This window comes from Acaryochloris sp. CCMEE 5410, from assembly GCF_000238775.2.
In the GTDB taxonomy this organism is placed as follows: domain Bacteria; phylum Cyanobacteriota; class Cyanobacteriia; order Thermosynechococcales; family Thermosynechococcaceae; genus Acaryochloris.
The window spans coordinates 919058-943377 of record NZ_AFEJ02000002.1 but is presented as its reverse complement, the minus strand read 5'-3'; the positions used below and the strand labels follow the sequence as shown (position 1 = coordinate 943377).

Below are 24320 nucleotides of genomic sequence, written 5' to 3'. Positions count from 1 at the left end.
GGTATGGGGTAATTGTGGATGGTGAAGGACGACAATTTAGATGTAATCATTATCGGCAGTGGCATTGGTGGATTGAGCTGTGGGGCGCTGTTGGCCCAGTATGGCCTTAAGGTTTTAGTGTGTGAAAGTCATACTCTACCCGGTGGAGCTGCCCATGGATTTCAACGCCAGGGCTATACCTTTGATTCAGGTCCGTCTCTGTTCTCAGGATTATCTTTTAGTCCATCCCCGAACCCCTTACGCCAGGTGCTCGATGCCATTGGTGAGGATTTGGAATGGGCCACCTACGATACTTGGGGATGCTGTTTACCGGAGGGGAATTTCTTCACTTCTGTCGGGGCCGATCAGTTTTGTGAAGTCGTGCGGGAGCTGCGAGGAGAATCAGCCGTTGCTGAATGGCGGACCTTACAGCAGCGAATGGAGCCGTTGAAAGAAGCTGCTATCGCACTTCCTGCTGCAGCAGTTCGATTTGACTTAGGTGTATTGCAAACCGTCGGTCGGTTTATCCCCAAACTCCTGAAGAAATTTCCGCGATTAGCCCAACTAAACGGCCCGTTTAACCAGGTGATTCAGGGACAGGTCACGGATGAATTTCTGCTCAACTGGCTGGATTTAATGAGCTTCTTACTAGCGGGGTTACCAGCGGATGGGATTATTGCGGCGGAAATGGCCTTTATGTTTGGGGAATGGTATCGCCCGGATGTGGTGTTGGATTATCCCATGGGTGGCAGCGGTGCGATCGCAGAGGCGCTGCTCCGAGGACTGACAAAAAAGGGCGGCCAGATCCGATTCAGTTCCCATGTCGAAGAGATCCTGATTGAGAACCATCGAGCCGCTGGGGTGCGATTACGAACCGGAGAGGAATTGCGATGTCGTCAGGCCGTGATTTCAAATGCCTCTTTCTGGGATACGGCTGCTTTACTGCCCGCTTCCCATAGCCGTCATCGGCAAAAACAAACCTTGCCGGACTGCCCCAGCTTTATGCATTTGCACTTGGGAATTGACGGACAAAACCTGCCCTCAGATTTGGCCTGTCACTACATTGTGGTGAATGATTGGCAACAAGGGGTGACGGCCCCCCAGAATGTAGTTTTGGTGTCTATTCCATCCCTGCTGGATCCCTCACTGGCTCCTGAGAATAAGCATGTGATTCATGCTTACACCCCCGGCAATGAACCCTATGATCTCTGGCAGGGGTTGGATCGGAACAGTTCTGACTATGCTCAGCTTAAGCAACAGCGGGCAGAGGTGATGTGGCAGGCTTTGGAGCGGATTATCCCCGATATTCGATCCCGTTGTGAGGTGTCCTTGGTGGGCACACCCTTAACCCATGAGCGATTTCTACGTCGCCATCGGGGGACCTATGGACCCGGGATTCGTGCAGGTACCGGACTGTTTCCTGGTCCCAAAACGAAAATTCCGGGTCTGCTTTGCTGTGGCGATTCCACGTTTCCAGGGATTGGCATGCCTGCAGTGGCAGCGAGTGGATTCTTAGCCGCTCATGCTTTAGTGCCTGCTCAACAACAACTGGAAATGCTTCAGCATATTGGTTGTGTAAATTAAAAGCTTGAGCTTTAGTGGTCTCTGAAGAGGTTCAACCACAATTCTCAACATAGGGAGGAGGCGTTGGTCAGTATGATAAATCCTTCTTAAGGCAGTGGCTATCTGCCTATGAAGGAGAATTTGGCGTTATCCTTATGGATAGGGTGATCAATTCATGTAGCTTGCTGCTGCATTGTTCAGTCGATTGGTCTACATCCTCAGCAAACCTGTCTTCAAAAACGCATGAACATTCTCTCTAATCTATTGGCACAGCCTGCCCAGCCCTCTGTACCGAAGCAACGAGGTCGAGGGATTGAAATCAAGTCCAAGCGTGAGATTGAAATCATGCGACAGGCGTCCCGCATTGTCGCCACGGTTCTGAAGGAGATTTCTGAACTAGTCGAGCCGGGCATGACGACTGCCGATTTGGATGCCCATGCTGAAAAGCGAATTCGGGAGATGGGCGCCACCCCTAGTTTTAAGGGATATCACGGTTTCCCGGCATCTATTTGCGCCAGCATTAACCATGAAGTGGTGCATGGGATTCCCAATCCCAAAAAAGTGATTCAGTCAGGGGATGTCTTAAAAGTTGATACAGGCGCGTATTTTGAAGGCTTTCATGGCGATTCCTGTATTACCATTGCGGTTGAAGAAGTCACTCCCGATGCGGCCAAACTCATCAAAATAGCTGAAGAATCCCTCTTTAAGGGTATTGAGCAGGTGAAAGAAGGCAATTACCTCATGGATATTGCCGGAGCTATCCAAGACCATGTGGAAGGAAATGGTTTTGTAGTGGTAGAAGACTTCACGGGGCATGGGGTCGGTCGTAATCTCCACGAAGAACCCTCGGTGTTTAACTATCGCACCCGCCAGATGCGCAATGTCAAACTTCGCTCTGGGATGACGTTAGCCATTGAGCCGATTCTCAATGCGGGTTCCAAGGTGACCAAGATTCTCAAAGATCGCTGGACGGCAGTGACGGTTGATAATGCGCTGTCAGCTCAGTTTGAGCACACCATTCTGGTTACTAAAACTGGATATGAAATCCTGACAGATCGCAATCTGGTGTAGAACAACGGCCTCAAAGGCCTGGTTCAAAGAATCTCCTAGCCTAGGAATGATTGTGCGGTCCCACTCGCATTTCTGAAATGCTTTAATTTCCTTATGAAACGAAGGAAGTTTATTCGGTATGCGGTGGGCTCAGCTTGCTTTCCTGGGATAGTGAGCCGTGAATTAAACGTTGCTCAAACGGCCCAATTGGCTTCAGCCCATGCACACTATAAATGGGCTGTTTTGTATTGGATGCCTTATGACAACGACCTGTCACATTTTGGGGAACCCATCATTGAGATGTTGATCTCTGGCACCCAAAACACTGACGTTGCAATAGCCGTGCAATCTGACTATTGGGGAAAATCCCGAATGCGTCGTCGTCAGATTATTAAGGGTACTGTCACTGAGATCGAGGTTTTAGAAGAAGACAGTAGCGATCACACTGCTTTAGTCGCGTATTTGAATTGGGCCAATCAAACCTTTGAAGCTGAGCATTGGGCTGTCATTGTTGTGGGTCATGGCGGCAAGATCAATGAACTGAGTCCAGATGATCACACCCATCATCGTCAGACGCGCACCTGGATGAGCGTTGACCAATTTACAAAAGCTATCCGTCAATTCAACCCATCGACGCAGGACCAGGTTGAGTTACTGTATTTCCAAAATTGCAATAAAGCGACCCTCGAAGTGATTTATGAAGCCAAGGACTGTGCACGATACACCCTTGCCTCACAACTTACCTTGGGTGCCCCAAATTACTACTATGAAGATTGGCTGAAAAAGCTTGACACATTAGTAGATGGACGTGAAGCTGCCCTTACCATCATGGATACTGAAAGGGCTGATATGTATCACACCCTGACTTTGGTGGATAATCAAGCTGTTGAGGAAATTCCTGAACAACTTTCAAAATTGCTCCAACCCATTCTTAAGGGGCGTCTACCTTCACTCAGTCAATTAAATATTTCCACTTATCCATACTTCGGTGAGTTGCACTGTGATGCGCTCATGCTACTCCAGCGTCTCTCGGAATTCAGTGAACAAAGTGAGGATGAACTGGTTGAATTTGCTGATTTTCTCAAAACCTCGGTGATAGTGTCCCATAAGACTGGAGGACAACTTTTCGGTCCCCCTCTGCCCCACACTGAGGCTGAAGTGTTATGTGGCTTAGGTTTATATTTTCCTGAAACTCAACAAGATGTGGCCCGCTATTCTTCCTTAGCCCTGTACCAGTACGTGAACCTAGTGGGGCTATATACCCGTTTAGTGGAGGGGTAACCGACTCAGAATATGCCTGGGTATTGATCTGGGCTCATAGGCTCAATCAAGAGGAATGCAGAGAATGGTTCTGTTGCGGCATTTGTCGCGTTCTAAAGAAAGACCACTCTGTGCTGATCTGTGCTGACACTCCCCTAACATTTTATCTGGCTATTGCTATCCCCAGCACCAATCACTGATGCCAATGGGTGGGTTGAGTTAAAAATGCGCTTAGCGAAAAAAAGGAATGAAGTAGAACCTCTTTGATTAAATTATATTCGAAAACAAAATAAATATTGCTCTTCAAATTTTCATAAGCTAGATTTGAAGCAGATGTTTTGGGAACTATTGGTTTAACGTCTCTAATGCATCTTCTGCTGTTTTAATTTCTCCCATGAAAACTGAATTTATTAAAATTGCCTGTGTAGTAATTTATGTCGGCACAATAGCTTCATTTGATGTCGCTCAAGCAGCAGAGCAAAATATTCCTGAAACACCTTTGCCAGGTTTGGATCAACCTCGAAATTATTTGCCGAGTGCCCATGGGACTCGCCGGTTAGAACTCAGCATTAGTCGTCGCCAGGTGACCCTATTTCAGGGAGATCAGGTCTTAAAAACCTATCCGGTAGCGGTAGGAAAAGCCGGATGGCCCACCCCTGTAGGAGATTTCGAAGTTCAAACAAAAGTTCGTAATCCCTCCTGGCAAAACCCTTTTCAGGGTAAGGACTACGTCATTCCAGGGGGTGCCCCCGATAATCCCCTCGGTACCCGTTGGTTAGGATTTTGGACCAATGGCAAAAACTGGATCGGGTTTCATGGCACCCCTAATCGGGCTTCCGTCGGCTCCGCCGCGTCTCACGGTTGTGTTCGCATGTATGACGAACATATTCAGGAGCTGTTTGAATTGGTTGCGGTGGGGACTCCCGTTAAGGTGACTCGTTAGACCATAGGTCTGTAACGTCATAACCTAGCTCTGTTAGCATTTGCCGCAGTAACGGCAGACTTAGGCCAATCACATTGCTATGGCAACCTCTGATCTGCTCGACAAACAGTCCCCCTCGACCATCTAGGGCAAAGCAGCCTGCACAGTGTAAAGGTTCACTCGTTTCTGCGTAGGCTCGAATTTGACCATCCGTTAGGGGAGCAAAATCTACTTCAGTGATTTGGCAACGGACGAGCTGACGGTTTTGCCTGAGATCGATCAGGGTATGTCCGGTGAGTAGGCGACCTGTCTGACCGCGCATAGTTTTCCATCTTGCGATCGCATCTTCAATCCCCTGGGGCTTACCATAAATTTTGCCTCCTAACTCCAACACCGAATCGCATCCCAACACCAATGCAGGAGGCTGTTGCTGGTGGGCAACCACTTTAGCTTTGCCTGTGGCCAGGGTGGTGACCAAGGCTTCCGGATCCGTTGTAGTGACTTGAGATTCGTCAAAATGGCTGGGAAGAACCACCGGATCAATACCGACCGTCTTCAGTAGTTGGCGACGAGCGGGGGAGGCAGAGGCCAAAATAAAAGGAATCGTCATAGGGATGGATACCAAACGGCTATATGTCTTGAGGAGCTGGTGTTCCTTTAGCCCTAGGTGAAGTGTCATTCATGCCCATGGGATTGGGTAAACTGAGTGCGTCTCTAGGGATACGGGGTTGACGATCATTCTATGGGTAAGCTGCGAACATGGGGAATAAAGTTCGGACATTGGAGCATTATTTGTTTACCCCTTTGGCTGGAGTCCGCTGCTCAAACCCATCCTCAAGGGTCGTCCACCATTGCCCAAAAACTGGCATTCCAGCACCAAGTCACCATTGAAGTAAAGGGGAATTATCGCTACATCACCAGTAATGGTATCCCTGATCATCCGCCAGGCACCTTTCCAAATCGTGGCAACCCCAATCGAATCTCACCCCAAACCCATCAGTATCGTGTGACTGTTCGTCCCCAACAAGCTGCAACCATTACCCCTATGAAGAGACAGCCGTTTGGCGTGGCATTGAATGGGGTTCCGTTTGATCCAGGAACGGCAGAATTTTGGAATAACGATCGCCAATCGGGATGGCGGTACAATGCCTTGTCTGGGGCTATCAATTTGGGACTGGATGACCATCATGCCCATGTTCAGCCGACGGGAGCATATCACTATCATGGGTTACCCACAGGTTTAATTGTCTCTCTCTCCTCTGCCAAACCGATGATTTTGGTGGGATATGCAGCTGATGGATTTCCCATCTACGCTGTTAAGGGCTATACCGATGCCCAAGATGCTAATTCAGAGCTAAAACAAATGAAACCGAGTTATCGGTTAAAGTCAGGCCGGAGACCCGACGGCCCTTTAGGGCTATATGACGGTACCTTTGAGCAGGATTATCAGTTTGTTCAGGGTATCGGTGATCTGGACCAGTGTAATGGCCGAGTGGGTGTCACCCCGGAGCATCCTCAAGGGATCTATCACTACTACATTACTGAGACCTATCCGTTTATTCCTAGATGTTTTCGAGGCACCCCTGATTCAAGTTTTGCCCGCAATCATCTGCCGCCTTCGCGGAGGCCACACCACCACCCTCCCTCTCCTCCTAAGCAGCATCCACCCAAACACCATCCGCCTCGACATCGACCCCCTCGACATTGACGTCCGCCCCACCCTGGTAATTGGCCTCCTCCGCCTCGGCACCACCATTAACCTCCCCTAATCTTGAAGAGATCCCAGAGCTTAAGAAGAGGCAAAAAAAGCTCTCAACGAAGAAAAGCTGAATCGAAATTGAGAATGCCAATCTGTTCTGGGCACAATAGGCTCAAACCAACTGACCTCCTGGTTTTGCTCAACTTTAAGCTAAGACTCTATTTAGAATGAATACGGTTTCTGAGTCACCACTCGACCCTCCTTCTTCTGTTCCAACAAGACCCTCAATTAATCCTGCCGATCTTCACTTCCCTAGCGGTGCGATTTCGTTAGATTCATCCCTCTATATTGAGCGATTACCCCTGGAGAATCATGCCTATCAGGGCATCGAAAAACCGGGCGGTTTAGTGCGTATTCAAGCGCCCCAAGGCATGGGAAAAAGCTCTCTGTTATTGCGGCTCACTGCTCATGCTCGTGCCCAGGGCTATCAGACGGTGACGATCAACTTTCAGACTGCGGATCAAGATATTTTTACCAATATTGGCAAGTTTTTGCGGTGGTTCTGCGCTAGCGTTACTTATCAGCTGAGAAAGCCCTCTTGTTTAGATGACTATTGGGATGACGACATTGGGGCAAAGCTAAGCTGCACCATGTATTTTGAAGATTATTTGCTGGCTGAGCTAGATACCCCCCTGGTCATTGCCCTTCAGCATGTTGAAGAGATCTTTGAACATGTCGCCATTGCCGTCGATTTCTTACCCTTGTTGCGCTTTTGGCATGAGCAAGCCAAACAAGGTGATGTTTTTCGCCATCTGCGACTCATGGTCAGTCACTCCACAGAAGTGTATGTTCCCCTGAATATTAATCACTCGCCGTTTAATGTGGGCTTGCCGATTCGGTTGCCGCCGTTTAATTTGGTCCAAGTCAAAGCATTGGCCTATGCTTATGGTTTGGACTGGGAATCCGACAGTGAGGCCCAGCAGTTAATGGACTTAGTGGGTGGGCGTCCTGCTTTAGTCAATATGGCCCTGTATGACATTAGCTATGGCCAAAAGACCCTAGACCAGTTTTTGCAGGAGGCTCCCACCCAAGCAAGCATCTATCGCCACCACCTCCAGAAGCTCTTAACCACCCTCAATCACCAGCCTGAGCTAGCGGCGGCCCTCAAGGATGTGGTATCAGCAAAGAGCGGGTTTGAATTAGAACCCGTCATTGCATATAAGCTCAATAGCTTAGGGTTAGTGGAGCTAAGGAGAAATGAGTGCCTGATCTCCTGTGAACTCTATAGGCAATTTTTTGTTCACAAAACCTTCAGTCAACTGGATGCTTGGCGAGAACGGTTAGCCCAACTGGAAGAAGAGAATACGCAATTAAAACAGCTTGTTAATTTAGATGCCCTTACCCAAGTTGCCAATCGTCGGTCCTTTGATGAGTTTATTCAGGCAAAGTGGCAACAGTTAGGCGAGATGCAAGCTCCTTTGGCCGTGATCTTGGCAGATGTAGACTGCTTTAAGCTCTACAACGATACCTACGGTCATCAGGCTGGAGACCAATGCCTTCAGCAGGTTGCTCAGGCTATGCAAAGGTGCGCTCAACGAGCCTCGGACTTGGTGGCACGATATGGCGGCGAAGAATTTGTGGTGGTGCTGCCCCTCACCACTGCAGAAAGTGCGGCCCAAATAGCTGAGACCATGCTGAACTGCATCAAGGAGAAAAAGATAAGTCACGATCGTTCTACCGTCGCCACCAAAATTGTCACGGCCAGTATGGGGGTCGCCAGTATCATTCCCACCCTCGATCAGGATCCGACGAGTTTAATCAAAGCAGCGGATCAGGCACTTTACCAGGCCAAAGCATTAGGGCGAGATCGGGTGCAGATTGCTATTGCGGCTGACTAACCTGGCCTTAAGCTTATGCAATATCAGATTGGTGGTAGTCTTTCAGCCAGTGCGTCGACCTATATTGCCCGGCAAGCCGATCAGCAGATCTACGCTGCCCTAAAACGGGGCGAGTTCTGCTATGTCCTGAACTCCCGGCAAATGGGCAAGTCGTCTCTACTCGTGCAGACGCGTCACCGTTTGCAGGCAGAGGGCTATCGATGTGCAGTTGTCGATATGACCAATATCGGTAGCGAGAATATCACTCCTTTGCAGTGGTACAAAGGGATGATCAAAGATCTGTGGCGCAACTTCAAACTGATCCGTCAGTTTGACTTCAAATCTTGGTGGCAAGACGAAGCCGATATTTCTTTACTACAGCGATTGAGTCAATTTATCAAGGTTGGGCTGCTAGAGCAGTTCCCCGATCAGCAACTGGTGATTTTCATCGATGAAATCGACAGTATTTTGGGGTTGCCCTTTTCTGTTGATGATTTCTTTGCCCTGATTCGCTTTTGCTATAACCAACGGGCCGTGGATCCAGACTACTGTCGACTCAACTTTGCCCTTTTTGGTGTAGCCACACCGTCGGACCTGATCCAAAACCGTCAGCGTACGCCCTTTAATTTAGGCACCGCCATTCCTCTCCAAGGTTTTACGGTGGCGGAAAGTAAGATATTGGCTCAGGGGCTGGATTTGAAAGGTGGGGATGCCGATGCAATCTTAGCTGCGATTTTGTACTGGACCCAAGGTCAGCCGTTCCTGACCCAAAAGCTCTGTCAACTCGTGGCTCAAGCCAGTGATGAAGCTGTCAGCATTTCACCGGGGAAGGAAGCGAACTGGGTCGAGCAAGTTGTGAAAGACCATATCCTTCAGCATTGGGAATCCCAGGATGAACCGGAACATTTAAGAACGGTGCAGAATCGATTGCTCAATCATTCAGCTTCTGCTGGTCGGCGCTTAGGACTTTATCAGCAGGTGTTGCAGGCTACCGCTATTCCGGCAGAAGAGAGCCCAGATCAAACCGACCTGATTCTATCGGGGTTAGTCGTTAAGCAGGATGGACAACTTCGGGTTAAGAACCCCATCTATCGCCAGGTTTTCAATCAAGCTTGGGTGGAGAAGCAGCTCGGCCGACTCCGTCCCTACAAAACGTCTTTGGAATTTTGGTTGGCCTCAGAGCAGCAAGATGAATCCCGGTTATTGCGGGGCCAAACCCTGCAAGAGGCGCTGGACTGGTCCCAAGGGAAACGGCTCAGCGATGAGGATCATCAGTTTTTAACGGCGTCTGTGGAATGCGATCGCAAACAGATTCAAATGACCCTCGAAGCCGAACGGGCACGGGCTATTGAAACCCAGCTTCAACAGGAACAGCAAACCACCAAACTCCAAAAGCGCTTCTCCATTACCGTTTCTATTGCCTTCTTAATTGCTGTGGGCTTAGGAGGAGCTGCCTATCAGCAAGCACAAACGGCCCAAAAACAGACTGAATTGGCCCAGGCCAGTGAGCAAAAGACCCTAGAAAGTAACATTAGGGCTTTCCTCTCCTCTTCCCAGGGAAATATGGATTCCCATCGACAGCTTGAAGCCCTCGCCGACATTATTCAAGCCCATCAACAACTCGATCACCTGCAAAAGGGGGCTGATGGTCTAGCGAACGAGATCCAAGCCACACTCCTTAGTAACGTCCACCGGATGGTGGAGCGAAATCGTCTAACTTTAGGCGTTAAAGTGGAGCATGTTGCGATTAGCCCAGATGGCACCCAAATTGCCACTGCCGCCGCCGATGGCTCTGTCAGTCTTTGGGGGTGGGATGGACAAATACGATGGCAAAAATTTAATCACCAAGCCGAGGTCAACCAAGTCGTCTTTAGCCCAGATGGGCAAACCCTTGCTTCAGCTTCAGCCGATAGAACCGTCAAATTGTGGAATTTGCAAGGCAAGGTCATCCATACCCTCTCATCGTTTGATGCTGAGGTCCGTGCCTTAGTCTTCAATGCTAAGGGGGATCGGATTGTGACCTCTACGAATAGCCACAAAGTACAGTCTTGGACACTCAAAGGCGAACTGATCAACTCCATTACCAAGACGAAGTTTTTTACCCAAAGTGCGGATGGTCGCTATCTTGCTAATAACTACAAAGGGCATGTTATTCAAATTCGTGATGCCGATAGCACCCTGATTCGGGAGCTGCCACCAGCTCCCGAATTATTGCGAATCATACGATTAAGCCCAAACGGGGACTATATTGCAGCAACAGGGCTGGATCAAAAAATTCGGATTAGGACCAAAAAAGGCAAGGTAGTCAGTGAGCTACCAGGTCATGGTGCCTTAATCCGAGACATGGCGTTTAGCCCCAATGGTGAACTAATCGCCTCAGTGTCGTCCGACAAAACAGTGAAACTTTGGCACCGAAATGGCCAGTTATTGAGAACCTTCAAGGGACATCAAGCGACCGTTTGGTCCGTCACATTTAGCCCAGATGGTCAGTTTTTATTATCTTCTTCAGAAGACGGAACAGTGCGCTATTGGCAGCTTAACAATCCCTTTTGGCAACGGTTAGTTGGCCCCACAGATTTTCTCAGCCAAGTGGCCTATCACTCGGATGGACAGCAACTGGCAGCGATTGCCCCTAGCCACAAAATTTATCGCTGGCATCGTCAGACATCAACAACCTTTGAAGCCGTGCCTCAAGTCACATCGCCTGAATTAGGTGGCCCCTTACATGGGTTGGCCTATCACCCTAACAAACCAGAATTTGTGACAACAGATCGCGGTGGCTATATTCATATCTGGAATGCAGATGGCTCACTTCGCACCCGAAGATCAACGCCAAGCCGCCTATGGTCAGTAGAGTACAGTCCCGATGGTCACCAGTTAGCAATAGGGTCCGCTGACAATACGATTCAACGCTGGCAATTTGATGATCAAGGGCAATTGGAACAGACTCCCTTTCAAATTTTAGACGGGCATCAAGCCACCGTTCGTGATGTTAGTTTTAGCCCCGACGGTCAATGGTTCGTTTCCGCTTCTCTCGACAAGACTCTAAAACTGTGGGCAAAGGATGGCACCTTAAAAACAACGCTGTCTGAGCATCGTGCGGCTGTCCAAAGTGTGGCCATAAGTCCTAACAGCCAGTGGTTTGTATCGGCCTCAGAAGATAGCGATATTAAGCTATGGACCGCTTCAGGTCAATTAATTCAAACCCTGCCTGATCATCAATCTGCGGTCCGGGAGGTCGCCATTAGCCCAGATGGCAAATGGTTAGCGTCTGCGGCGATGGATAACACGGTCAAACTCTGGCAGGTTGATCTTTCAAGAACGAAACCGGCCACTTTGGTGCGAACGCTAACCGGGCATGATCGTGCAGTCCGTAGCGTTGCGTTTAGTCCAGATGGGAAATCCTTAGTTTCAGCGAGCGATGACCAAACCCTAATGCGCTGGAATTTGGCGAAACTTCTACAGATAAAGGAAGAGGAATATGCTTGTCGTTGGATCTCAAATTTTCTAAAAAATAATGCTCAGGGACATCAACATCGCCACCTCTGCTCACCGCTTTAGAGCTTAAGTTCCCAGTCGAAATCCCAGAAAAAAAAGAGCAATCCCTCCATAGACCAACAAAGCAGATTTCGCCTTGTCCGATAGTTGGCGAGCGCATAAATCGCTGGTTCCCAGAACCATTCCCACTAGGACATCACCGATACAGCCCGTCAGTCGAAAACGATTGATAGGAATATTGCCTTTGTCATCGACAATAAACTGGAAGTAGCCTGTCAGTAGGCTAATACATCCCAAAATAAACAGGGGAATCAGTAGATTTTTCACAGGTTAGCCCAAAACCCTTTAGCCCCTTTATGATGGCCCACTACGAACCTGGGTAGAACAGTTTGAAATAAGGCTACGTTTTTATCTTGAGAGTTATCTGCTGCGCTGCATTGCCACTGAAGTCATCTACAAGTTGTTCAGGGGACTAAGAAGATATCGTGGGCACCGCGGACAACCTCCAGTTTGTAACCCGTGCGCTCTAATTTTGGAGATTTGCCCGCTTTTACAGCCCAAAATTCAATGGCCCCTGTTTGAGGACTGGGTTCTCGGTAGTTGTATATCACTACGGCTAAGGCATTGCCGCTGGTGTCGAATGTGACTTGTTCGGCTAAGAGGCCTTCGAATCCATACTCCTTACCCTGGGTGAGCTGGCCAGTGCTTGGATCAAACGGGACCAATGATAAGGAACTGTAGGGTTTCCCTCGCCATGCGGGTAGGAAATTGGGTAAATAGGTGCGCCGCATATTCACCGTGGCAATGAGAGAGTTGTCGGGATTGAGGGCAAACCCCTCTGGACTCAGACCCACTTCAACCCTAGAAACGACCTGGGGCGCTTTTCCTAAGTTAGGCTCAAACTGAACGGCAATTAATTCGCCTTTGGGGTTCAGCAAATGGTTGAAAATTGGAATGGTGTGTAGACTCCATTTCAAATCTGTGACTAGAACAAAACGACCATCGGCAGTAAAACGAGGGTGACTTAAATGGTTGCCGAGGGGAAGCGAGTCAGTCACTGGAGTGAGGTTAATCTCTTCATTAGCGGTTTGCACTCGATAAAACCCTAGCCGTCGATTCTTTGCCTGAATCATCGCTAAATATTGCCCGGAAGGATGCCAAATTGCGGTCTGATTATCCTCACGAGTTCCTTCTGTCTCCACCGGGAAGTAGGTGCGATGACCTAATGTTCCATCTGCCTTGATTTGGGCAATCAGCAATTCTTTGCCAGGTTCATTTAAATTGACAGCCAAAAAGCGCCCGTTTGGACTGAGACTCAAGTGTTCAGGATTGCGACCGACTTTGACGGTTTCAAGTACTTTCGGTTGGCTACGATCGGCTATGTCAACCACGGTAATCTTCTCCCCAGGAGGCATTTGGTCAATATCATCGAAGGATTGAATGCCGTCAGCAGGACGCGATCGCACTTCGGCAACATAAGCTCGCTGACCATCCGGGGAAACGGCGATTATCTGAGGCCAGGACATCACTGAATTGGACACTTGCACCGATGCGATCGCAGGTTGTTTCGCATTCAGAGGCAGTCCCACAATCGTCAACGCATCCTCTATGCCCGCAACCCGATCCAATTGGGCGTCGGCATAAGCGGTGGCGACCATATCGGCATCCGATGCCACCAATAAGGCTTGTCCCGTAAATTGCACTGTTGCATTGGCAGAGATGGGGGTGATACCAATTGGCTCAATCAGCTGGAGGAGGCCATAGATCAACAGTGCTAGGAGCATCCCTAGTCCGGCTAGCAGCCCTCGCTTTAGCCCCTTAGATTTCAAAAGACTGATCATATCTGCGTTTCAGAGCAATTCAGGGTTCTCCCTTGACAGCCTATCGAGAAGAAAAAAGGTTGTCCAATTCATTTTTGGCATTAAACTAATAGCTAAAAGTTATTAATTGGTATGCTCTATGGAGTTTCGGCAACTCCAATCTTTTATCACCCTTGCCGAAGAGCTGCACTTTGGACGAGCGGCAGATCGCCTAGACATTACTCAGCCAGCTCTGAGTAAACAGATTTTGGTCTTAGAAAAAGCCGTGGGCGTGCAGCTCTTCTCTAGGACCAAGCGGACGGTAACTCTGACCCATGCAGGGCAAACCTTTTTGCACCAAGCCCGACAACTGCTACTGCAAAGGGACCAGGCAGTTCTACTGACCAGACGCACAGGGGATGGTGAAATTGGCCAATTATCGATTGGATTTACTAAAACCGCAACCCAAACAGTCCTGCCGCAACTGCTACGGCAATTTGTCCAGCGTTATCCAGAGGTCGATCTAGATCTGCGAGAACTGGCAACGGAAGCACAAGTAACAGCCCTCAATCAGGACAATATTGATGTTGCTTTTTTGCATCCCCCCATCGATCAACGAGGATTGCAGTTGCAGGTCATTTTGGCAGAACGTTTTGTCGCAGTACTACCGCCTCAGCATCCCTTCGTTCACTTAGACGCCATCCCGCTAGAGGCGTTTGCCAATGAACCCCTTATCGTTCACCCTCGCAAGGAAGGGCCTATCCTTTACGATGGGTTTCTGCAAGTCTGTCAGATGGCAGGCTTCCAGCCCAAGGTCATCCAAGAATCCATTACGTTGCAAACACGCCTATGTCTGGTGGCTGCAGGTTTAGGAATTACCTTTGTGTCAGATCGTTTGCAAACTTTGGTGGGGACGAACGTCGTTTGTAGACCCATACAAGATTGTCCAATTCAGCTTGAATTTGGTGCCGCTTGGCGGCAGAATGCGGCAAATCCAGTGCTCCAAAATTTCTTAGAGCTATTGGTTGGGAAAAAAGACGTTGGCACTGGTCTGTTAGCAGGATCTAGCTATAATGCTTCCGACGCAACCTAATGTAGATCAATGGAATGCCCATATTGTCTAAGCGAGAAGATCCTAAAGCGCGGCTTTGATAGCCTGCAAGATGGGACATTAGTCCAGCGATATCAGTGTAAGGATTGCAATCGGCGTTTCAACGAACGCACGGGTACCCCAATGGCTCGCTTACGCACCGCTAGTTCAGTAGTGAGCTATGCCATCAAAGCTCGCACCGAAGGGATGGGTATTCGTGCTGCAGGTCGAACTTTCGGTAAATCTCATACCACCATTATGCGTTGGGAAAACGCCTAGCAGACCAAGCACAGAACTGGTCACCTCCCGCACCAGCAGCCTCTGATGTGACGGTAGAAGGGGATGAAGTTTACACGCGTGTAGGCAAAAATCTTCCCCCCCAGCCAATCCCAGGGCTGGACCATCCATTTCCTTGAACGCGAAAGCCGCTATTGGTTGACAGCACAAGCTGGCCTCAAGGATGCACAACTTTTGCAAATGGCGTTTACTCAGCTTGGGAGTGGGTCAAAGCCTGTGATGGGATTCGATGGTTTACCGATGGTGAGAGGCGTTATGGACAAGAACTTTGGAAGCTCGCCAATGTCTATCTCAATGGTGAGGAGTGTCATCCTGACTATGGGCATCGCAAGGTTTGGCGAGAGGGGTTAGAAGTCGCGATGAAAGTTAAAGGGTCTCAGGGGAATCGGCGAGTAGAGTGGGTGAAAGCAGAGCATCCCTTTACCGCTATCAGTCTAGGGTCTGAGGTCCATGCCAATCATAATGAGGCTCACAATGCTGCCTTGAGGAGACGATGTAGTGCTTATCGAAGACGGCAGAATCTCTACGCTAAGAAGCGGTCGGGGTTACAGCGAGTGCTAGATGTACAACGCCTGATTCATAACTGGGTTAGACCCCATTGGGGGCTCAGTAAGCAGACCACACCAGCAATGGAGATGGGATTTTGTTCTCGTCCGTTGAGCACACTAGAACTCCTCACCAATAAAGGGTTTAGGTATGTGCCCTGTTAGTAGACCAGTGCCAAGACGTTTGAACAGTGAGGCATGACCTATAGATGCATAAAAATCCGGCTATTAATATAGTCTTTTATAAAAGAATGCAAACCAAATTTTCAACAATATTGGACGCAATATTATTGAGAGCCATTGCCTTCAAAAAATGAGGCTGCCTCTAACTTTAAAAAAGTCATTTCATGGCTCAAGTAGATCGGGAGCATGTCACCTTTGCAGATGCACAAAATTTAGAATTAAAAATTTGGTGTCTGAAAGCAAGGCTAGCAAGGATTTCTGAGATGAGTATAAATACTAGCTTGCAAAAGTGACATGCTCCCAAGTAGATCTCTCACAGCCATGTCTGAATGATTAGAAGTTCAAGGCAGCCCAAAGAGGGTTTTGGTTAGCTATGGACAGGATGAATAGTACGTTCGGCAACTTTATGAGTCGTTGCATACAGTTTACGAATTTGTTCTTCAGAAGAGTAAAGTCTTCTATCTCGTAAAATGCTGAATGCCTTAGCATCTTCTTGGGCAATTTTTGGATCAAGAAAATAGGCCATATCTTCTCTACCCGGTTTTCCCCATTCGAGAACTGCCCAGCGAATCAACCCCTTAAACATGTCATGATCCCAGGCAAATGGGACATGACGGTGAAGATTCGCTTGTTTATGCAATAACTCTGAATATCGCTTGACGAGAGACGGATCATCAGAGTTGATCGTATTTTTGTAGTCCGCAAACATCCGAGCATCTTCTTGGGCCGTTTCTTCGTCCACAAAATAAGCCACATCCCTTCTGGGTGGTAAGGCTTGTGGTCCACCAAATTTTTCCCCAAGGCTAGAGCACTCTACCACTAGCCACTGAATAGGTGGATGTCCAACTTTATGGTCCCATTCCAGTGCGACATAAACCATATTTTTTGTCCTAACTGATTATCTGAGGATAATGTTTTCAAGCTTAAACTAACAATATCGAGATGTAAATATGGCAAGAAAATATTTACTATATCTCCAGAAAAAGCAAAATCTTTTATTAGGAACGTATTTTAAAATACAGTTTTTAGTTATCAGGTATTTAATTGATTTTTTCCTTTGCAAGATCTTAAGGTAATATGCTTTATTCCTGTTTGGGCCACTAAAGATTTAGATTCATGGTGTTATACACTGATTCTATTCAGGGATCGTGGCTGATTAGTAGATGTATCGATTAATATCCTTGCTACACTGATTGGCTAAATAGGAAAGTAGTTGGAATCTCAACATAATTACTTCACCCTCAGCTGGGTTGAACTTGCCGAGTAAGGCAAGCTGGAATAATTTATGGCTCTGGAAATAGATTTCTCGTTCAAATGGGCACTGGTATGGAATTAGTTCACAGATCAGACTTGTGGTTTATGGATCTTCAATATTGTTGGAGGCAAAGATGGGTGAATGAGCTTTAGAAAGAACCGTTTGAGAATGTATCCTGTCAATTTAAGATTTTTCAGGCTGCTTGTAATTAACATCAGAACTTGCTTCATTGGTTCATTGAGGTGCGCAGGGCTGCCTTAGTCTGCATTAACAGCTTCCAAGGCAAAATAAAATCCGAAGACGAAACAAATAGCCCAGGTACTCATGATTTGAATGAATAAGAATGTCAGCATGGTTGATTCTCCTTTAGGTTCTGCGGGTTATTGGTGCACTGCTGTGCTTTGTTGAATTCACTATCTTCGAAATAGCCAGCAGAAAAAATCCTGAAAAGTTCAGATTCCTTCAGGAGTGAGTTCAGGTATTGCAGCATGTTTTGGATTGGTTTGGCTATTGATCGCATGGTATGGATCAGGAGTACCTGCGACTAAGCCATTAGACTTCCCTGAAGAATAAGGTCTTTGGCAATCGGATAACCTATTTGTTGACTGTATTGCTGTGCCTTGGGAAGGTTGAGTTGCCAGGAAACGGATAGGTTGATGAACTCCCTTTCTTTATTCAGGGGTTTCTTTATTCCTTCAAGATCTCCTGCCTGAGATTGATTGATAAGATGGGCGGTGTGTTCAAGTTTAGCTGTCATAGCAAATAGTACAGAGCGCTCTGAACAAGTAACAATTTCCCTGATATCGGGTGGCTCCAATCGTTCGAGCACTTCCTTGTTAGGCGCGCACCAAACGTTTGACATACACGATCTCTGGGTCGCCTGGATCAAGATTATGGATGACTCCTGAGCGTTCGTAACCTAGTTTCTCAAGGACATGCTGCATGTGCGAGTTGGATGTGTTGGTCGAGGTGAATAGATCGTTCGATTGCGATTGGCCTTCAAGGAAGGTTAACAATTTGGGTCCGTACCCGGATGAGCGCAGCGGTTCTGCGATGTAGATGAGATCAATGAAAGAGCGGCCAAAGAATCTATGGGAAATGCAGGGCTGTTTTAAGTTAGCAGCGAAAAAATAATATCGACCCGATTAGCCAGCTTAGTCATCGCGGTTTTGAGGGATTGATAGTCGTTTAGCCGCAGGATATTAATCCCAATAGTTCTAAGCACTGACCAATTGAGCAGTGCTTGTTCATCTTCGAGTCGATAATCATCTTCGCCAAAACAACATCCTTCGGCCAATGCAACCGATTTTCAATGCCCCAATGTTCTCGGACCAGAGATTGCCAATGCTGGGGTGAGGTGGCAGCTGAACTGATGTAATAGGCCGTATTGTGATACTCCTTTCCTTTGCGAGTGCCCCATCGTTGGACACAAAGCACAGAGCGAATTGCCTCCCATTCCTGTAAGGCTATGCCGACAGGCTCATAAACCTGTATACACCGATGTTCATCTCGTCCTCTACTTTGGGCGGAGTGGATGTGCTCAGCCATGGGTTTAAGACACTCAAAGTAAGTCTGGAGGTGGTCGTAAAGTCTTCCCTGATTGGATTTGACCGCCACAAGATAGTCGTTACCCGAGGCCACAATCTTCTCAAGTGTTTTTTGGGCGTGTAAGGCATCCATGGTAATCAGCAAGCCATCGAGTTGAAGGGTTTCCAACAGTGCCTGCACGACTTTGATTTCGCTATTATCCTCCTGAGTGAGGGCTTCGAGCTTGAGGGTGATGCCTGCTTCCACCGCAAATAAACTCACCAACCCTACAAAACGCTGCTTCCCCTTGGCATCTGTCAGCCCCTGACGAATCCGTTTGCCATCAATGGAGGCTGCATAATTATCGGGAGAGTGAGTCTGGGCTTTCGAGAGCATCCATGCTTCAAATTGGTGGCTCAACGCTTGGAAGTCAAGCCCCTTCATCACTCGACGAAAGGTACAGTGAGACGGAACTTCGAGGCTCTCAAGCCCCAATAGCTCACTTAAAGGCTGGCGATAATCGCTCACAAAGGTTTCTAACGGACGGTACCCTTGATATCCAGCAAGCATGCCCATCACCATCAATAGCAACAGCAGCCATAACGGATGAATACGGCCATGGGCACTGCGGAAATCCGGGACTTGCTTCAAAGTATCGATTAGATGGCTCATCGGTCTCTCTACTGTTGGTCAGTAGAACCATCCTATTTTTTCTAGGAGTAACGTAAAACAACCCTGATGGGAAATGACTCCGTAACCGATAATGCGATCGCAAATCTCGACGACCCAAGCGCGACTATTTTGCACAGCATCTTGGATGAAGTCCCTTCGGTCGGAACTACTGCGTGCGATTTGATCGAGGTCGCATAAGATCGAGATGTCGTCGGGGACCGCCTGTCGGATCAGATGCTCTGCCATGTTCGCCTAACGGGGCAGCATCAGGGGCGCACGAGAAATCTCGTATCGAGCCCGAAGGTTCGGGTGCTGCGTAGCGTCCCTCTGCATGCCCTGGTTAGAAGTATAACGTTCGCGTTTGAGTGAATGTGAGGGTCGTGCATCAAAAAAGTGTGGGTTTGTTAAACCTATAGGGAGTTGAGTTATCCTATCTTCTGATGCAATGTCCTCTATGTGGTCATCCTAAGTCTCACAAACACGGTAAAACCAGTAAAGGCAGCCAACGTTACCGTTGCCCCCACTGTCACCAAACCTTCAGTGAGACCTTTGATACCCTTTATTATCGCCGTCAGATTTCTTCTGATACCAAATCCGACTCATTAACCCCCGAAATATCTTATCTGTCAAGCTGGCCACCAATGGTAGTGAGTGAGAGCTTGAATGTCTGATTGCATTGTCATTAAAGTTCGACAGCGCTGTTCGAGAACATCTTCGAGGTCTTCCAGGGTCTCAAAACACCGATTGGCCAGTGGTTCATCCGCTAGCCGCCACAACCGTTCAGCGGGCTGTAGTTCTGGAGAATAGGGGGGTAAAACCTTCAGATGAATGCCAGGTGGCACCACCCGATTCTTACAGGTATGCCATCCGGCTCCATCCAGAACGAGAAGAATCTGTTTGTGCTTTCCCGCTCCAACTTGCTGAGCAAAGCTTTGTAGGGCTTGATTAAACCATTCTCCATTGACCCGAGGCAGAATGAACCATTCGGTATTGCCAGTTGCGGGATGAACGAATCCATACAGATAGGTCCATTCATAGCGATGGTCCACCTCAGCAATTGGACGCTGACCCACAGGCGCCCAAATCTTTCGAATAATGGGTTTAAGGCCTAAACGATGTTCATCCAAGGACCAAACTTCGACCTGAGCATTAGGGTAGCGTCGCTCCAATTCTGCTTTGTACTCAGGCAGTTTCTTAAAGCGGCTTGGGCCTCTGGTTCACCTTTACGGTGGTGAGGACGTGGGCATTGCAGGGACTGCTCCAATCGCTTGAGATAGTCCCAACCGCGTTGGGGCCAAACCTTATCGACTCCTGTCATCTGAGCGATGACCTGGGCTACTTTGGGGCCGTTCCATAGACCACCGTCGGCGGGTGGGGTTTGTAGACGAGTCAACAATTGTGCACATTGGTCTTGAGTCAGAAGACTGCGAGATTGATGAGGTCGCTTATCTTTGCGTCGGTTGCGTAACCCATGGGCGCCATTGTGGTTATACTCCCTGACGATTTCTCGAGCGTAATCGTAGTTGAGACCGACCACTTGGGCTGCTTGAGTTAGCGTTGTTTGCTCACTGACGAGCCATAGTAGATGCCAGCGGCGCGATTCTACTGGGTCTTGGCTGGCTCGGTAATGAGACTTCAGCTCGTCAGGCTAAAAATGGGGTTCGAGATATAGTTTTCTTGGCATTCTCTAATTATGCATTATATCGGAGTTATATAAATCGGATTTGGTATGAAACCATCCAGACCATCCTTCAATCTCATGCTGAAGGCAGTAGCCTCAGAGGCCTATCCCGCATCACAGGTGTGGCTTACAACACTTGTGTGAGTGTGATTCGTTCAGCGAGCCATAAAGCCCAAATGATTCACAACCAAGACGTTCAGGCCGTTTCGACTGACGTCATCAATAGACTTGTCCGAAAATTTACAGCCCATAGTGTGTCTGCTGTCAGAGCAACCATGCTCAAAACCAGACACACTATGGGCTGTAAATTTTCGGACAAGTCTATTGGTAACTCAAGAAACCCTAAATTCGGGCAGGTTCCCAATCCGCAAGGGCTTTTGTGGAGATGGACAACTGCTTTGGATCGACTAGGCGTTGTTGCAGATGCTGCTTTAGGGTAGCTTGCTGTTCGATGGTGCCTGCGAGCAGAACACTAATTTTACCGACCAGAACCGTTCCCCAGTTGATTAAAATAATTCCGGTCCCAGTTTGAGGCTCGAACTCTAACCCCTTCAGATCAATATCTGCTAAGGAATGATGGTGAGTTTCAAACGTTTCGCTGCTCCATTGGGGAATGTCTAATTTTTCAGCAATCAAGGTTGGATAGGAAGACCCGTTAAATCGCGGGTTGCATTCGATGGCTAAATATTCCACTGCTGAGCCATTTTGTATCACTGCCGCATCAAAGGCGAACACCCCTTTCATGCCTTGCTGAGCTAGCCACTCGGCCATTGGATCAAATAATGACCACGGTTGGTGGAGGGTGGGATAGCGGTTCCCACCATGCACGCAGCCATGCAGAATTTGTTCGGAGGCTAATAGGTGGCTTACCCCATGGTCTGTGATGTGATACTGAAGGTTGATAAAGGTTGAGGTGGCAACTTCTGCTTGCACTTGAAAGGGAATCTGATTCCCCAATTCCAACAGGGTGGCGGATAGCTGTCTAGGGCTGGTACAACGGACAATACCAAAGCCACTGTCAGAGACAGACGGTTTGAAATAGCAAGGATAGGCTAACCTATCTAGAGATGGAATCGCCTCAGCACTATGAAAACAGGCCGTAGAGGGAACCGCTATGTTTAGGGCCTGAGCCAGGTGCATAAAATTATTTTTGGAGTTGATAAACTCAACCACCTTAAACCAGGATTCATCCATCGACCGAAAGAGCTGGGCATGCGCACTATTGGCATGGACAGCATCCCCGAATAAATAGACAGAAGGCTCATAGCCTTCCTGTTGCAGATGCTCTAGAGCGAGATCCCAAACCACGTTCTGGGAATGACTCAAGCCAATCTGTAGATAATGAGCACAGATAGCCTCCCATTCGGATTTCAGGGCTGGATGGATTTGGACAATATCATCTTGTTCAGACAGTCCGAGCACTCTACCTGAGTAAAGGTGAGTGCCTCCAACGGCTTCGTAGGTACTGGTCTGAATGTCGTGATTAAATATTTTCATTCCATTTTCTAGAAAGGCTAGCAAGTCCTAGAAAGATACTTCAACTTGAATCTTTCTGTGCTCAATATTTAGGTATGGGAGGATAAGGGTGCTTATCAGTGCCCTAGAGAAGAGTAATCTAATTTGTTAAATTTCTAACAACTTTTTCTTAAAATTTATATTTCGATTGATCCGAATAAGTTACCTGCTTAATGGTTGAGTATTTAAGGGCGATGCGTGGATTCTTTGATGATGCAGAAATGGCATATTGAGCTGGAAAATATCTAGCGCTACTCATTGGCCGCAAAAGTGACAAACGCCTCTATCTTATGTTTGTTAGTACTTTAGAGATTTCTGGAACTCTTGCTATTAGAAGATCTCAGATATTTACTTAAGGGAATAATTTGTGCGATCAGAACACTTGAAAGCATTGGAAATAATTAGTTTATTTAGAGATGATTAACTTTGAATAAATTAAATAAGCAATAACTGTGCTATTGTTTAATCAATTCAGGCAGAGTCTTATTAGATTGCATATGATCGCTTCATGAATATCAATGTCGGTCTTAATGCGTTTTTCGCATGAGTTTTGTTTTTTTGAATAGCCAAAGTAGTGAACAGCGTTTAATTTGTTATTTCTGATGGGCTGATTGAATGCTGGTGCAATGAATTGTTATTTGCCCTTAATTTCGTTTGACAAATTCAAGACATTCAGAATGTTCGTATTGAGGGTGCGATCGCACCTTAATCCCCACTGAACCCAACGGAGAAATATGCGGTATGAAAATTTTCAATCATGACATTATGAACTGCACCCATGAGCAGGTACAGGGCAACTATCTGTATTCCGGGCGGGTGCTGGGGTTGACGGAACCTGATGATGTCATTCAGCTGCACCCAGAACTGAAATCAGAATGGCGGGCAATCACAGAGCACTATCATCGCATTGGCCTCCATCACACTCATCAAGTGGTTTGGGACGTTTCCCTCAGTCGAATTGCCGAGAATCCTGAACTAGAGCGATCTGTTTTTTACTTTGGTGATGCGGTTAATCATGAAAGTTCCTACGCCGAACAATGCCGACAGTTAGATCAAAACTGGTATGGGGTGGTGGATTATGTGAATTCCAAGAACAACTTTATGGACTTGGCCCATACCTTGGGGGTTACCGTGCCCCAAACCTTGTGTTTTGATGACAAGTCAGCCATTGACCTGAACGCGGATATTCCTTATCCCTGTTATCTCAAGCCCTCTATTTCCGTCGACGGCGTGGGGATAGTGCGGTGTGACGATGAGCCGCATCTCCTATCGGCTTTACAAGGGCTACCAGACTATATGCCCTTCCAGATTCAAGAAGAGGTTCAAGCCATCAGTTTTTTAAATTTGCAATACCAAGTGACCCCTGAAGGGGTAGAACCCTTGGCTGCCTCCGAGCAAATTTTAGATGGTTGTGCCCATAGTGGGAATCGTTATCCCACTCATCATCAGCCCTGGGATGTGGTTGAACCCATGGCCCAATGGATGGCACAACAAGGCATGAAGGATATTTTTGCCTTTGATGTTGCTGTGGCTGAGAACGAAGGAGGACCTCGCTATTTAGCCATTGAATGTAATCCTCGGTTTAATGGGGCTTCTTATCCCACGGGAATTGCTCGGAAACTCAATATTACGAGCTGGACCAGTGAAACCTTCATCACATCAGCCCGCTCTTTACAACAGGTCGATTTAACGGATATTGAGTACAACTCCCATACTCAGCAAGGGATTGTAATTGTGAATTGGGGCAGCATCTTGATTGGTAAACTGGTCATCCTGCTTGCAGGCACACCAGAACAGCAAAATCGCTTGAGAGAACAGCTAAAGCAGCGACTTTGAGTGGTCGAGATAAATCTAGTCTAGACCAGCCATTTGTTGCGAGAATAGGATTCAAGCTTGGCAACAGATTCT

The 24320-nt window shown here is 47.8% G+C and carries 20 protein-coding genes and 4 pseudogenes; 12 read left to right on the top strand and 12 right to left on the bottom strand.

Translation table 11 applies throughout. The features are described from left to right. Window positions 1–18: 18 nt before the first annotated feature. The 4 genes from ON05_RS25145 to ON05_RS25130 all read left to right on the top strand — a co-directional run bounded on the left by ON05_RS25145 (window position 19) and on the right by ON05_RS25130 (window position 4795). A complete protein-coding gene (locus tag ON05_RS25145; RefSeq protein WP_010477254.1) occupies window positions 19–1563 on the top strand; it encodes an NAD(P)/FAD-dependent oxidoreductase in 1545 nt (514 codons plus the stop codon). 222 nt (window positions 1564–1785) lie between these two features. After that, on the top strand, window positions 1786–2613 hold the full coding sequence (gene map, locus ON05_RS25140) for a type I methionyl aminopeptidase (RefSeq protein WP_010477256.1): 828 nt from the start codon (window positions 1786–1788) through the stop codon (window positions 2611–2613). A gap of 150 nt (window positions 2614–2763) precedes the next feature. Next, window positions 2764–3873 carry a clostripain-related cysteine peptidase gene (locus tag ON05_RS25135; RefSeq protein WP_262562347.1) on the top strand — a complete coding sequence of 370 codons (1110 nt, stop codon included), beginning with the start codon at window positions 2764–2766 and terminating at the stop codon, window positions 3871–3873. Window positions 3874–4246: 373 nt separating this feature from the next. After that, on the top strand, window positions 4247–4795 hold the full coding sequence (locus ON05_RS25130; RefSeq protein WP_010477260.1) for a L,D-transpeptidase: 549 nt from the start codon (window positions 4247–4249) through the stop codon (window positions 4793–4795). On the opposite strand, the gene ON05_RS25125 is transcribed toward ON05_RS25130, so the two are convergent. Continuing rightward, on the bottom strand, window positions 4779–5384 hold the full coding sequence (locus ON05_RS25125; protein ID WP_010477262.1) for a nucleoside triphosphate pyrophosphatase: 606 nt from the start codon (window positions 5382–5384) through the stop codon (window positions 4779–4781). The genes ON05_RS25130 and ON05_RS25125 overlap by 17 nt on opposite strands. A gap of 132 nt (window positions 5385–5516) precedes the next feature. Here ON05_RS25125 and ON05_RS25120 point away from each other — a divergent pair, with 132 nt between their 5' ends. The 3 genes from ON05_RS25120 to ON05_RS25110 all read left to right on the top strand — a co-directional run bounded on the left by ON05_RS25120 (window position 5517) and on the right by ON05_RS25110 (window position 11911). Continuing rightward, window positions 5517–6482, top strand: a complete 966-nt coding sequence (locus ON05_RS25120) for a YHYH protein (RefSeq protein WP_010477264.1) — start codon at window positions 5517–5519, stop codon at window positions 6480–6482. A 218-nt stretch (window positions 6483–6700) separates the two neighbouring features. After that, entirely contained in the window at window positions 6701–8371 is a 1671-nt protein-coding gene (locus ON05_RS25115; protein WP_010477266.1) for an AAA-like domain-containing protein, read from the top strand. A 15-nt stretch (window positions 8372–8386) separates the two neighbouring features. Next, a complete protein-coding gene (locus ON05_RS25110) occupies window positions 8387–11911 on the top strand; it encodes an AAA-like domain-containing protein (RefSeq protein WP_010477268.1) in 3525 nt (1174 codons plus the stop codon). Between the two features lie 3 nt (window positions 11912–11914). On the opposite strand, the gene ON05_RS25105 is transcribed toward ON05_RS25110, so the two are convergent. Then, complete coding sequence (locus ON05_RS25105; protein WP_010477270.1) at window positions 11915–12175, bottom strand: hypothetical protein; 261 nt, start codon at window positions 12173–12175, stop codon at window positions 11915–11917. 137 nt (window positions 12176–12312) lie between these two features. Next, window positions 12313–13689 carry a beta-propeller fold lactonase family protein gene (locus ON05_RS25100; RefSeq protein ID WP_029315464.1) on the bottom strand — a complete coding sequence of 459 codons (1377 nt, stop codon included), beginning with the start codon at window positions 13687–13689 and terminating at the stop codon, window positions 12313–12315. Between the two features lie 118 nt (window positions 13690–13807). On the opposite strand from ON05_RS25100, the gene ON05_RS25095 reads away from it, so the two are divergent. Further along, window positions 13808–14740: a LysR family transcriptional regulator gene (locus tag ON05_RS25095; protein WP_010477274.1), complete on the top strand. Its 933-nt coding sequence runs from the start codon at window positions 13808–13810 to the stop codon at window positions 14738–14740. Window positions 14741–14749: 9 nt separating this feature from the next. Beyond that, window positions 14750–15744 (top strand): annotated as a pseudogene (locus ON05_RS25090) (IS1 family transposase). Window positions 15745–16129: 385 nt separating this feature from the next. Here ON05_RS25090 and ON05_RS25085 read toward each other — a convergent pair. The 6 genes from ON05_RS25085 to ON05_RS25070 all read right to left on the bottom strand — a co-directional run bounded on the left by ON05_RS25085 (window position 16130) and on the right by ON05_RS25070 (window position 19462). Next, the gene (locus tag ON05_RS25085) at window positions 16130–16642 is read right to left on the bottom strand and encodes a hypothetical protein (RefSeq protein ID WP_010467654.1); all 513 of its coding nucleotides are present in this window, start codon (window positions 16640–16642) and stop codon (window positions 16130–16132) included. A gap of 276 nt (window positions 16643–16918) precedes the next feature. Continuing rightward, on the bottom strand, window positions 16919–17065 hold the full coding sequence (locus ON05_RS38725; RefSeq protein WP_396150497.1) for a Mo-dependent nitrogenase C-terminal domain-containing protein: 147 nt from the start codon (window positions 17063–17065) through the stop codon (window positions 16919–16921). A 496-nt stretch (window positions 17066–17561) separates the two neighbouring features. Further along, complete coding sequence (locus ON05_RS25080; protein WP_010467653.1) at window positions 17562–17879, bottom strand: hypothetical protein; 318 nt, start codon at window positions 17877–17879, stop codon at window positions 17562–17564. Then, window positions 17854–18087 carry a GNAT family N-acetyltransferase gene (locus ON05_RS38720; RefSeq protein WP_396150494.1) on the bottom strand — a complete coding sequence of 78 codons (234 nt, stop codon included), beginning with the start codon at window positions 18085–18087 and terminating at the stop codon, window positions 17854–17856. Before ON05_RS38720 ends, ON05_RS25080 begins: the two co-directional genes overlap by 26 nt. Before the next feature lie 41 nt (window positions 18088–18128). Beyond that, window positions 18129–19216 (bottom strand): ISAs1 family transposase gene (locus ON05_RS25075; RefSeq protein ID WP_262561952.1). Its coding sequence is split into 2 segments (ribosomal slippage): window positions 18129–18298 and window positions 18298–19216, totalling 1089 coding nucleotides; the frame shifts between segments, so codons are not numbered across the junction. An 18-nt stretch (window positions 19217–19234) separates the two neighbouring features. Beyond that, the gene (locus ON05_RS25070) at window positions 19235–19462 is read right to left on the bottom strand and encodes a hypothetical protein (RefSeq protein WP_262562346.1); all 228 of its coding nucleotides are present in this window, start codon (window positions 19460–19462) and stop codon (window positions 19235–19237) included. 194 nt (window positions 19463–19656) lie between these two features. On the opposite strand from ON05_RS25070, the pseudogene ON05_RS25065 reads away from it, so the two are divergent. Further along, window positions 19657–19806: pseudogene (locus tag ON05_RS25065) on the top strand (IS1 family transposase); the annotation flags it as partial. 36 nt (window positions 19807–19842) lie between these two features. Here the strand turns inward: ON05_RS25065 and ON05_RS25060 are convergent. Together ON05_RS25060 and ON05_RS25055 are read right to left on the bottom strand one after the other, a co-directional pair. Next, on the bottom strand, window positions 19843–20385 hold the full coding sequence (locus ON05_RS25060) for an IS630 family transposase (RefSeq protein ID WP_010468543.1): 543 nt from the start codon (window positions 20383–20385) through the stop codon (window positions 19843–19845). A gap of 83 nt (window positions 20386–20468) precedes the next feature. Further along, window positions 20469–20855, bottom strand: a pseudogene (locus tag ON05_RS25055) (transposase); the annotation flags it as partial. A gap of 83 nt (window positions 20856–20938) precedes the next feature. On the opposite strand from ON05_RS25055, the pseudogene ON05_RS25050 reads away from it, so the two are divergent. After that, a pseudogene (locus tag ON05_RS25050) lies at window positions 20939–21121 on the top strand (IS1 family transposase); the annotation flags it as partial. Window positions 21122–21239: 118 nt separating this feature from the next. Here the strand turns inward: ON05_RS25050 and ON05_RS25045 are convergent. Next, complete coding sequence (locus tag ON05_RS25045; protein ID WP_010477824.1) at window positions 21240–22394, bottom strand: hypothetical protein; 1155 nt, start codon at window positions 22392–22394, stop codon at window positions 21240–21242. 759 nt (window positions 22395–23153) lie between these two features. Between ON05_RS25045 and ON05_RS25040 the strand changes: the two genes are divergently transcribed. Next, window positions 23154–24248: a hypothetical protein gene (locus ON05_RS25040; protein ID WP_010477822.1), complete on the top strand. Its 1095-nt coding sequence runs from the start codon at window positions 23154–23156 to the stop codon at window positions 24246–24248. Window positions 24249–24320 lie beyond the last annotated feature (72 nt).

What these genes read in the sequence shown, in the direction of transcription:
- ON05_RS25085 (WP_010467654.1), bottom strand. Translation starts at nt 16,642, where the DNA reads ATGGTTTATGTCGCACTGGAATGGGACCATAAAGTTGGACATCCACCT.
- ON05_RS25145 (WP_010477254.1), top strand. Translation starts at nt 19, where the DNA reads ATGGTGAAGGACGACAATTTAGATGTAATCATTATCGGCAGTGGCATT.
- map (WP_010477256.1), top strand. Translation starts at nt 1,786, where the DNA reads ATGAACATTCTCTCTAATCTATTGGCACAGCCTGCCCAGCCCTCTGTA.
- ON05_RS25115 (WP_010477266.1), top strand. Translation starts at nt 6,701, where the DNA reads ATGAATACGGTTTCTGAGTCACCACTCGACCCTCCTTCTTCTGTTCCA.
- ON05_RS25045 (WP_010477824.1), bottom strand. Translation starts at nt 22,394, where the DNA reads ATGAAAATATTTAATCACGACATTCAGACCAGTACCTACGAAGCCGTT.
- ON05_RS25130 (WP_010477260.1), top strand. Translation starts at nt 4,247, where the DNA reads ATGAAAACTGAATTTATTAAAATTGCCTGTGTAGTAATTTATGTCGGC.
- ON05_RS25125 (WP_010477262.1), bottom strand. Translation starts at nt 5,384, where the DNA reads ATGACGATTCCTTTTATTTTGGCCTCTGCCTCCCCCGCTCGTCGCCAA.
- ON05_RS25080 (WP_010467653.1), bottom strand. Translation starts at nt 17,879, where the DNA reads ATGTCAAACGTTTGGTGCGCGCCTAACAAGGAAGTGCTCGAACGATTG.
- ON05_RS25040 (WP_010477822.1), top strand. Translation starts at nt 23,154, where the DNA reads ATGAAAATTTTCAATCATGACATTATGAACTGCACCCATGAGCAGGTA.
- ON05_RS25110 (WP_010477268.1), top strand. Translation starts at nt 8,387, where the DNA reads ATGCAATATCAGATTGGTGGTAGTCTTTCAGCCAGTGCGTCGACCTAT.
- ON05_RS25070 (WP_262562346.1), bottom strand. Translation starts at nt 19,462, where the DNA reads ATGGCAGAGCATCTGATCCGACAGGCGGTCCCCGACGACATCTCGATC.
- ON05_RS25100 (WP_029315464.1), bottom strand. Translation starts at nt 13,689, where the DNA reads ATGATCAGTCTTTTGAAATCTAAGGGGCTAAAGCGAGGGCTGCTAGCC.
- ON05_RS25120 (WP_010477264.1), top strand. Translation starts at nt 5,517, where the DNA reads ATGGGTAAGCTGCGAACATGGGGAATAAAGTTCGGACATTGGAGCATT.
- ON05_RS25095 (WP_010477274.1), top strand. Translation starts at nt 13,808, where the DNA reads ATGGAGTTTCGGCAACTCCAATCTTTTATCACCCTTGCCGAAGAGCTG.